This window comes from Bacillus sp. FJAT-29814 (assembly GCF_001510715.1).
GTDB lineage: Bacteria > Bacillota > Bacilli > Bacillales > Cytobacillaceae > Neobacillus.
In genome coordinates, this window is the sequence record NZ_LMTJ01000003.1 from 1 (window position 1) to 10412 (window position 10412).

At 34.6% G+C, this 10412-nt stretch carries 7 protein-coding genes and 1 pseudogene; 6 read left to right on the plus strand and 2 right to left on the minus strand.

Features of this window, described 5'->3' with window-relative positions:
- Positions 1-175 precede the first annotated feature (175 nt).
- The gene (locus AR334_RS07915) at positions 176-784 is read left to right on the plus strand and encodes a transglutaminase family protein (RefSeq protein ID WP_066307749.1); all 609 of its coding nucleotides are present in this window, start codon (positions 176-178) and stop codon (positions 782-784) included.
- Positions 785-1254: 470 nt separating this feature from the next.
- Here AR334_RS07915 and AR334_RS07920 read toward each other — a convergent pair whose 3' ends face one another.
- A complete protein-coding gene (locus AR334_RS07920; protein WP_066307750.1) occupies positions 1255-2529 on the minus strand; it encodes an IS110 family transposase in 1275 nt (424 codons plus the stop codon).
- Positions 2530-2763: 234 nt separating this feature from the next.
- On the opposite strand from AR334_RS07920, the gene AR334_RS07925 reads away from it, so the two are divergent.
- Entirely contained in the window at positions 2764-3216 is a 453-nt protein-coding gene (locus tag AR334_RS07925; RefSeq protein ID WP_301337160.1) for a CBO0543 family protein, read from the plus strand.
- Between the two features lie 207 nt (positions 3217-3423).
- On the opposite strand, the pseudogene AR334_RS07930 reads toward AR334_RS07925, so the two are convergent.
- Positions 3424-4261, minus strand: a pseudogene (locus AR334_RS07930) (tyrosine-type recombinase/integrase).
- A gap of 175 nt (positions 4262-4436) precedes the next feature.
- On the opposite strand from AR334_RS07930, the gene AR334_RS07935 reads away from it, so the two are divergent.
- The 4 genes from AR334_RS07935 (at position 4437) to AR334_RS29865 (ending at position 10333) form a co-directional block, all read left to right on the plus strand.
- Entirely contained in the window at positions 4437-4859 is a 423-nt protein-coding gene (locus tag AR334_RS07935) for a hypothetical protein (RefSeq protein ID WP_066307759.1), read from the plus strand.
- 282 nt (positions 4860-5141) lie between these two features.
- Positions 5142-6416: an IS110 family transposase gene (locus AR334_RS07940; RefSeq protein WP_066307761.1), complete on the plus strand. Its 1275-nt coding sequence runs from the start codon at positions 5142-5144 to the stop codon at positions 6414-6416.
- A gap of 617 nt (positions 6417-7033) precedes the next feature.
- Complete coding sequence (locus tag AR334_RS07945) at positions 7034-10132, plus strand: EAL domain-containing protein (RefSeq protein WP_066307765.1); 3099 nt, start codon at positions 7034-7036, stop codon at positions 10130-10132.
- 48 nt (positions 10133-10180) lie between these two features.
- A complete protein-coding gene (locus AR334_RS29865) occupies positions 10181-10333 on the plus strand; it encodes a hypothetical protein (RefSeq protein WP_172799182.1) in 153 nt (50 codons plus the stop codon).
- Positions 10334-10412: the final 79 nt, after the last annotated feature.

A 10412-nucleotide genomic window follows, 5' to 3' on the forward strand; every position in this document is an offset into this window, starting at 1 on the left:
GTTAATAGCGCAAGCACGGTTCTGTGAGGGGGGAGGAGTACAATTTACCGTAAGGTAGAAAGGCTCCCTTCTACTCGACTAGCAGAATAATAAATCCTTTAATCCAACTAATAAAACGTGTATAATAATGTTTATATATAAATATTTATACATTCCGATGAGGGAAGAAGGGTTTATGCTTTTGTTTTGTGAGTCAGATAAACTAGATAACTACTTACTTGAATTAACCGAAGTTAATTATTCTAATCCAATTATTAAAAAGAAAGCAGATGAACTTTTTAATCCATCTCAAACAGAACTCGAAAAAGCAAGAATAGCTTATGAATTTGTTCGTGATGAAATTTCTCATTCTTGGGATATACAATCGAAGCGAGTTACTTGTAATGCTTCGGAAGTATTAGACTTTAAAGAGGGAATTTGTTATGCAAAATCACACCTATTAGCGTCTTTATTGCGGTCACAGGGAATACCAACAGGTTTTTGTTATCAAAGATTAATGTTATTTGATACTCCAGAAAAAGGGTATTGTATTCACGCTTTAAATGCTATCTTCCTAATATCGCTTAATAAATGGATAAGGGTTGATGCTCGAGGAAATAAAGAGGGAATTGATGCCCAATTTTCAATTGAAGAAGAAAAATTAGCTTTTGCCATTAATGAAGAACTTGATGAAAAGGATTATCCAGTTATCTATGCTAAGCCTCATCCTAAAATTGTTGCTGTTTTAGAAGAAAATACTAATGCATTAGAAATGTATAAACATCACTTGCCAGATAGTTTGTAATTGTTTCATCAACGGGTGCTAGAGTTATAGATCCGGCTGCTATTCAATGTGGCCTTTCTTATTGTGCTCCCTCAGTTAGATACGATTATCTCTCGAATACTCACTTATTCGCAGGATTTCAAATCACTTGAAAGAATAGTAGGGGATTGATTGAATGAGTTTAGATCATTTTGGCACATGAAGGCGTACTTAAATAAAGGAGGTAGTGATATCTCCAATAATTTCCATATAATGTACGTATTCTCCACGCTACCCCTGGAGGTTTTCACTCCCATGTCTCAACGGGTCAATGCCCTCTTCATTCCTTCGTTACACCTATCCAAGTGGTAGAGGCCGGTCTTTCTAACGGAATGGGTCTGAGCCCTTTTGCACAATAAATCCGGTACTCGTACTTTCTTTGAAATCCTACGAATAAGCCAATATTCGAAAGGCATTAAACTTAAAGAACTTATTTTATTATCAATACAATATTAGGCAGCTATTGACATTATAGGTTGTACCTTCTCAGGACGATAAGAATCATTCTTTCTGGCCATTCCTACCAGAACTCTTGCGAGTTTATGAATTAGTTTCATAATTGATTTCATTTTCTTCATCTTTTTAACTTTAACATTATTAGCGTGTAGCTCTTTAAAATCAGGGTTGTTCATGACAAGACTCATAGTCGCTAGATACAAGAAGCGCCGTAAACGAGATCTTCCACGTTTTGAGAGGACAATTTGACCTTTCCATTTACCTGAACTAGCCTCTGCAAGGTGCAGCCCAGCATGACGCAATAATGAATTGCCGTGTGCAAATCCACTTAGATCTCCTGATTCTCCTAGAATGCCTGCAAGGGCAATTTCGCTAATCCCTTTAATTGCAAGTAACTTTTTTGCGAAAGGTATTCGTTTAAGGACTTCAGTGACTTCCATTTCAACTCGCTCGAGTTGAGTGGTTGCTAAATCAAACTCTTCAATCAATTGTTCCAGGTGTAGTTTATAAGCATCAAGTGCTTGTCGAGTTCCGATTGAATGCATAGCTAAGTCAATTAATAATTGTGCTTTTCTTAACCCAGGTTGTCTCTTCATTTGTTTTTTCCAACCTACAACGATATCTGTTGCTTTCATTGAATGTAGTTCAAGTGGTGTAGGGAATAATCGTAGAGTTGCCATTGCCCCTTTGCCTTTAACATCTTTGAATACCTGCCGAAGTTCTGGGAAAACAATATCGACCCAACGGTTGATTTGATTGACCGCACTGACAAGTCGTTTAACCGTCATGTCACGGTTAGACATTAAAACTCTTAGTTTTTCAAAGGCCTCTGAAGAGGGACGAATAAAGGAATAGTAACCATTCTTGACCATATCAGCGATAACAAGAGCATCTTTTTTATCACTTTTCGAACGGCTATTATCACGGTTTTCCTTGTTCTTTTTTACGAGGTGTGGGTTAACAGTTACGGCCTCAATATCTTGGTCATATAGCCATTTTGATAGATTAACCCAGTAATGTCCTGTAGGTTCCATGCCGATTATTGTAAAAGCAAATCCCTTTAAGGTTTTTAACTGGTTAATCCATTGTAGTAATCTAGCAAAGCCCTCTTCGTTATTTTCAAATGTAAGAGGATCACCGACGATTATTCCACGGAAATTTACAGCTCTAGCTACGTGTAATTCTTGGGCAATATCCACACCAACAACAAGGTGTTTATCTGAAATTCTCTCAATTAGTTGATTTTGTTTGTCTTGCATCTTAAACTTCATATTAGGGTTCCTCCTTAAGGTTTTGAGTTAGAGTGGTGTCTATACTCATATCTTACTGGGGGACCTAATTTTTTTCAAAGTTGATAATTAGCTATCTACAGGAATTCTAACGGTACAGAATAGTTTAAAAGGTCAGAAACGAAAAAGTGTTTAAGTCAGTTTGTTATGATAAAGGATAAAAAACACCTTAAAGAGAAACAATAACAATCAAAAAAGAGGGTGTTTGCTGTCATTATGCTATTTTTTCTAACAGTCATCATTGTCCTAATAGTAGCTTTTAGTATAAAAAGGAGAAAAACGAGGCATGAAGTGTTTGCGACCATTTTGTTTGCTTTAATGATGAATTTTGTTTCGGATTTATATCTTGATCTTAAATACCATCTTTATTGGTATTTTGATAAAAAGGAGGTTGATTGGGCGTATTTAATTGTTGCCTTAGGGCAGGTAGGAGTATTATATATTATTGTTAATTACTTTCCGAATAAATCTACTACAATTAGAAAATTAATATATGCCCTGAGTTGGACAGGAATCCTTGTTTTGCTTGAGTTATATACTGTGAAAATTGAGGTATTACATTATGGTAAATGGAATCCTTGGTATTCTGCAGCAGTGTATTTTGTGTCATTACAGATTCTTTATTTTGTATTAAAATACACTCAGGATAGTAGAGAAGTCAGTAAATAAACGGAATAATTCAGCAAAATTCTCAATGAGAAAAGAGAGTAAGAAAAGGTATAAACAAAATTACATCTCAAGCATAACGTGGGACGACGTTCTAAGAACACATTGTTATTTTGGTTCGTTCAAAAAGATTGTGAAGAAATCTACTTAAAGAAACGGGTGCAATAGTGAAAAGGCAGCGGAGTGTCCGTTGCCTTCTGCCATCCCCTTTTAAAAATATTTCTTGTAAAATTCTATTCTAATGCTTCCACTTAACTGAGCATAAATTCTAGTTGTCTCGCTTTTTTCGTGTCCAAACAAACTTTGAATAACATCAATGGGAGCTCCGTTGTTCAATAAGTGTGTAGCATAGCTGTGGCGAAGTTGGTGTGGATGAATTTCTTTGTTGATCCCAGCCCGACTTGATATTCGTTTTATAATGTACCTCATCTGTCCAATACTCATTCTATGAGGGTGCCGTTCAGTAACAAATATAGCGGGATCCTTATCCTGGCGAAGGTCTAAGTATCGCTTTAGCCAGATTTCACGCCGTATTTAAAGTAGACCTCCCTTTCTTTATCACCTTTCCAAGAACTATGGCAGAACGATTAGACCAATTGATACAATTTTTATCAAGAGAAACAATTTCTCCTATTATACAACCAGTTGAAAACATAAATTCAAACAATGCCTTTTCCATTGGATTACAACAGGCTTCCCTCAAATGTTCAATTTCTCTCTCCGTTAGAAATTTTGGAATCCGTTTCCCTTGTTTAGGTTCTTTTATTTTTGCTGCTGGGTTTTTGGGTAAATACCCTTCTTCGTGTGACCAACTAAAAAATGATTTTTTAAATCGAATTCGATGAGCCAAACTTGATGGTTCTAGGTGTTCACTTGATTTTGCTAAGTATCCTTTCAGTTGATCAGTAGACAATGACTCAATATCCACATCATTAAAGTGTTGAATCAGCAGCTTTGATTTGAGCCTATATGCATTTAACGTCTGGGGAGAGAATCCTTCAATCCTTTTGTCCGATTCATATAACTCCCAGGCTTTTGATAATAACAAATTATTTCCTCCTTTTCGGTTTAATTAGAGGAATTATTGCCCTGATTATAGAATTGGAAACGTGGTATTGAAGGGGCAGGTTAGTTGAACAAGAATTCTAAATTTTTTGTGGGTGTTTTATGTTAGCATAAAGTGGACTGGAATTTATTCGATTTAGGAAGGGATAGTTTTTAATATGAAGAATAATACTTTGAGATTGATGTTTGTAATGATTACAGTAATAGCCACTATACTTCTTACGGCTTGTCAAACTCGTACGGAAGAACCTGCGATAAAAATTTCCTCTAATGCTGTTGAATTAAGTCCTATCTATTATGGAGACCTATATAATAAGGAGAAAGAAGAAATAGAAAAGCGATTAAAGGATTTTATGATAGGCAAGAGATTTATTGATTTACCAACTATTGCTTATGGAGAATTTATTCAAATCGAACCTTTAAATTTCGAAACAGGGCAATATGAGATATATGATTATATCGTAGATGAGAAAGGTAATATTATTTCAGATTACGATGTTGTTCCAATAAGTGTAACTTCCAATAAAGAAGGGAAAACAGAATTTACATTCGAAGAAGGGTATGATTTTGAAAGTTATTAAGACTTCGCTGTACAAGGAAAATTGATTCATTGTTTATTGATTCGCTGTGAAATAGATAATAATTCATTTGCATTTGCAACACTTGTGTTAAATGTTGAATAATTGCTTCTTGAACGGGTGCTTTACTTTAAGACCTCGTTGCTGCGGCAGCCTTTTTGAGTTAACGGGACAGTTTAGCATTCCTGTAGGTCGTTATTTTTCGACTTTGAAAAAAATAGGGCTCCTCAGTAAGATATGAGTATAGAGACCAATCTAACTCACAACTTTAGGAGGAACCCTACAATGAAGTTTAAAATGCAAAACAAACAAAATCAACTAAAAGAAAGAATTTCCGTTAAACATCTTATTATCGGTGTGGATATTGCTCAACAATTTCATGTTGCTCGAGCTGTAAATTTCCGTGGAATTATGGTTGGAGATCCACTGACATTTAACAATAATGAAGAGGGCTTTGCTAGCTTACTACAATGGATTAAGAATCTTCAAAGATTAAAGAACCTTGATGAAGCTATAGTTGGGATGGAGCCAACAGGACACTACTGGATCAATCTTTCAAAATGGCTTTTTAAACAGAATATTGAGGTGGTAACAGTAAACCCACATCTAGTAAAAAGAAATAAAGAAAATCGTGATAATACCCAATCAAAAAGTGATAAAAAGGATGCTTTAGTTATCGCTGATATGGTGAAGAACGGTTACTATTCTGAAGTTAGGTACACATCAGAATCATTCGAAAAACTTAGAGTCCTTATGTCAAACCGTGATGTAGTAGTAAAACGCCTCGTTAGTTCTATTAATCAATTAAATCGTTGGGTAGATATTGTCTTTCCAGAACTACGGCAGGTATTTAAAGAGATTAAATCTAAAGGGGCAATCGCAACCCTTCGTTTATTCCCATCCCCAGTGGAATTAGAGAAACTGCAGCCTCACGATGTTATTGCAGGTTGGAAATCAATTATGAAGAGGCAGCCTGGACTAAAAAAGGCTACTTTACTCCTCGAAGTAGCTAGGAAATCCATTGGTACAAGACAAGCACTTGATGCATATAAATTTCACCTTGAGCAACTATTAGAGGAATATGATTTAGCTGTAACGCAACTCGAAAGAGTTGAAAAACAAGTAATAGATGTATTAAACAAAATCCCATTCGCCAAGCAGTTACTTACCATAAAGGGAATAAGTGGAATTTCTTTAGCTGGCATATTAGGTGAGGCTGGAGATTTAAGCAACTTTTCTCATGGTAATTCTCTACTTCGCCATGCAGGATTACACTTAGCCGAAGCAAGTTCAGGTAAGTGGAAAGGACAAATTGTCATTTCAAAGCGTGGAAGGTCAAGACTACGGCGATTTCTCTTCCTAGCGACTATGAGCCTGGTGGCGAACAACCAAGAATTTAAAGCATTACACAATCATAATGTTAATGTGAAGAAAATGAAGAAAATGAAATCAATAATGAAGTTGGTAGGCAAGTTAGCGAGGATTTTTGTTGGAATTTCTCGACGTAATGAAACCTATTGTCCTGATAAAGTTCAACCGTTATTACCGCTGGCTGCCTAATCACTTAAGAATCGAAGATTATTTGTCCTCGTTACGATGGTAACTATAGTATAGAAAACGTGTGTTTTCCGAATTTTGGCTTATTCGTAGGATTTCAAATATGTACGGAGTACCAGATTTCTTCAACATAAGGGCACAGACCCATCAGTTTAGCATTACTGGCCTCCACCCTTGGAATAGGCATGACGAAGGAATGATAGGGCGAATGACCCGTTGAGACATGGGAGGGAAAGCCTCCAGGGGCGGCGTGGAGCATGTACATTATATGGTAAAATATGGAGTAGAGTTTCACTCCTTTATTTAACTATGCCTTCACGAAGCCACAATGATCTGAAATCATCTCTTATTACCGTTAAACCTATTTAAAGGGATATGAAATCCTGCGAATAAGCGAGTATTCGGGAGAAAATCGTATTAAACTGAGGGAGTTGTAGAGCGAAAAATACCATGATGCTAGGTACTCTATTCAAAAAGGGATTAATAATGGATGAAAGCTCAAGGTGTTTTATGAATATCGATGTATTATATTAAATTTGTCGTTGCGGTGGAAATAACTGTATAATATATTGGTGAATAATTTAGTTCCTTTTTTAGGTCCTAACGAAAGGAGATCACCATTGAGTGCTATAACTAATACTAAAGATATTTTGGAGCGAGTATCCGATGGATTTTATTCGTTAAATAATGAATTAAAATTTGAATATATAAATAATGTTACAGAAAAACTTTTACAAATTAAACGAGAAAATGCAATTGGGCAATATATTCATGATGTATTACCACACAGTGACTTGCGTAAATTTGTATCACGATATAAAAGGGCATTGTCGGAACAAGTACCTGTAGAATTTGAAGAGTTTTTTAATAATAGATGGTATGAAATAAGGGCATTTCCTTCTAGGGAAGGCTTGTCTGTACTTTTTAGAGATATTACAGAAAAGAAGAAAGAGTTTCAAAATATTAATTTTCTAGCTAATTACGACGTTATAACAGAAATACCGAACCGTTTTTACTTTAATAAATACTTAAAACGCAAGTTAAAATCACAATCTATTGATGGCTCATTTGCTGTTTTATTTATTGATATTAATAATTTTAAAAATGTAAATGATACATATGGTCATGGAGTAGGTGATTTGGTATTAAAACAAATCTCCAGACAAATTAAGGAAATAATAATTCAATATGGTTTCATAGCTCGTTACTCTGGTGATGAATTTCTTCTAACGTTGGAAAACCTTAATGATAATGAAATTTCATCTGTGATTGAACGAATAATTGAATCATTTTCAAGTCCATTTTGTGTAAATGGGTTTGACATAAAAATTTCAATCTGCGTTGGGGTTAGCCAGTTTCCTAAGGATGGGCAAAGCGAAGAAATATTAATAAAATATTCGGAAAATTCAATGTATCTGGCAAAAAAAGAGGGTAGAAATAAATATAAGTTCTACGCCTTTCATGAGAATGAAGGAAGAATAGCCACTTTAAAATTAGAGTTAGAGCTCCACAAGGCGATAGAAAATAATCAGTTACTACTTCACTATCAACCTAAAATCAATTTAAATACGGGGAAAATTGTGGGTGTCGAGGCATTAATTCGTTGGGACCATCCAGAATGGGGAATGGTATCGCCAGAAACATTTATACCTATTGCTGAAGAGACAGGATTAATTTTACCTATTGGAGAATGGGTTTTGAATGCTGCGTGTAAACAAAATAAAACTTGGCAGCAACAAGGTTTTTCAACAGTTGTTTCCGTCAATTTATCAGCTATTCAATTTAATCAGACTAATATTATTGATACCATTGAATCCATTCTTCAAAAAACAGGATTAGAACCACACTTTTTAGAAATTGAGATTACTGAAAGTATGACAGTTGATATTGACCGTACAATTTCAATATTACAACAGCTTAAAAAGATTGGAGTCCATGTTAGTATCGATGATTTTGGTACAGGTTTCAGTTCATTAAGTTACTTAAAAAACATTCCTGTTGATACATTAAAAATGGACCAGTCTTTCGTTAAAGAACTTCGAAACAACCCAAATGATGAAACCATAGTTAAAACCATTATCTCAATGGCTCATAATTTGAATTTGATTGTAGTAGCTGAAGGAATAGAAACAAAAGAACAACTAGTTTTTCTACAACAACATTTATGTGATGAAGGACAAGGAAATTTTTTAAATAAGCCCTTAACAGCGTCCCAATTACAAGAAAAACGGTTTGAAATAGAAAAAATAGTTGAAGAACATGGAATCCCTAAAGATATAAACCAACAATTGTTATTGAAAGAATTATTGGAATCAGCCCAAAGAGAGTTACACGATACGATTCGTTTGCAGCAAGGGATGATATTTAAGTATAAGAAAATTAATGAACGATTTATTCATACACAATGTGACGGGGAATTATTATACAGACTTGGAATGATTCCTTCTCAAGTGATAGGAAAAGAATTAGCTGATTTTCTTCCTTATAGAACTGCCCTCGATAAAACTGTCTACTATAAGAAGGCGTGGGAAGGAGAGGAATTTGTTACTTATGAGGAAGAGCTAAATGGAATTAATTATCTTACAACTTTACGTCCTATTAAAAAAGCTGGAGAAGTAGTACAAGTCATAGGTTCATGTATAGATATAACGAAACGTAAAAAAGCGGAGAAAGCTTTACAAGAAAGCGAGGCTAAATATCGGCTGATTTCTGAAAACATGACGGACATAATAATGTTATTAGATATAAATGGAACGATACAGTATGCATCACCTTCCCTTGGAAATGTAATGGGTAACCCATTAAAATCATATATAGGTAAAAGATCGTTTGATTTAATACATCCTGATGACAAGCAAAGCGTAATGATGGGATTTGAAAAAGTATTAAACACTATGAATCCATTAAGGATGGAAGCTCGTTTTGTGAACGTTGATGGGAAATCGTTATTAATTGAAGGACTAGGTACCCCAGTCCTTGGAGAGAATGGCGCTCCAGAACATTTTATAGTAGTGGGAAGAGACATTACGGAAAAAAGGGAAATGGAAGAACAACTCTCAAAATCAGAGAAATTAGCAGTTGTGGGTCAACTTGCTGCAGGTGTTGCACATGAAGTCAGAAACCCTATAACTTCAATAAAAGGATTCATTCAACTTTTGGAGAAAGGAATCATGAAGAAAGAATTTTTCGAAGTAATTTCCAAAGAGTTTAAACAAGTTGAGGAAATTCTTGAAGAATTTATTAATCTTGCCAAACCAAAAGAAATTCAATTAAAAAAGGTTAATATTAAAACTATACTTAAAGAAGTTGAGACATTATTAAAACCAGAAGCAAATTTGAAAAGGGTAGAAATTTTCCAAGAGTATAAACAAAATCTTCCTCAGATTATGTGTGATACAAACCAAATAAAACAAGTTTTTATTAATATAATTAAAAATAGCATTGAAGCAATTCCTAAAAATGGGTTTGTAGAAATCCAAGGCAGTATTGAAGGAAAAAATGTCCTAATAAAAATAATCGATAATGGAACTGGGATAAGTGAGGAGCGAGTTCAGAAATTAGGTGAGCCGTTCTATAGTAATAAAGAAAAAGGTACTGGTTTAGGTTTAATGATATGTTTTAGAATTGTTCGGGAACATAACGGGTCAATAAAAGTAAAAAGTAAAGAAAATGAAGGTACTACGGTTGAAGTTAGGTTACCAATAAAAACTTGTCAATAGGAAGAAACCTAATGAATTAAACCAAATATAGCTAGTTAGGAGAAGAATATGCAGGAAGGTAATACAATGGCATTAAAAGCAAACGGAAAAACCCCCAATGGCTTATTCATTTGTTATGAAATTAATAAATTAGATTGTGAAGGATTGTACTTAAACGAACGCGGCTATTCTTCAAGAAGGAGAATGGCTTTTTCTTACTGAAGTAAACCAGCTAATAGTTTGTCAATATTTTTCAATAAAAATTTAAAATATCTCATGCTATACTAAAAATATGCATGCC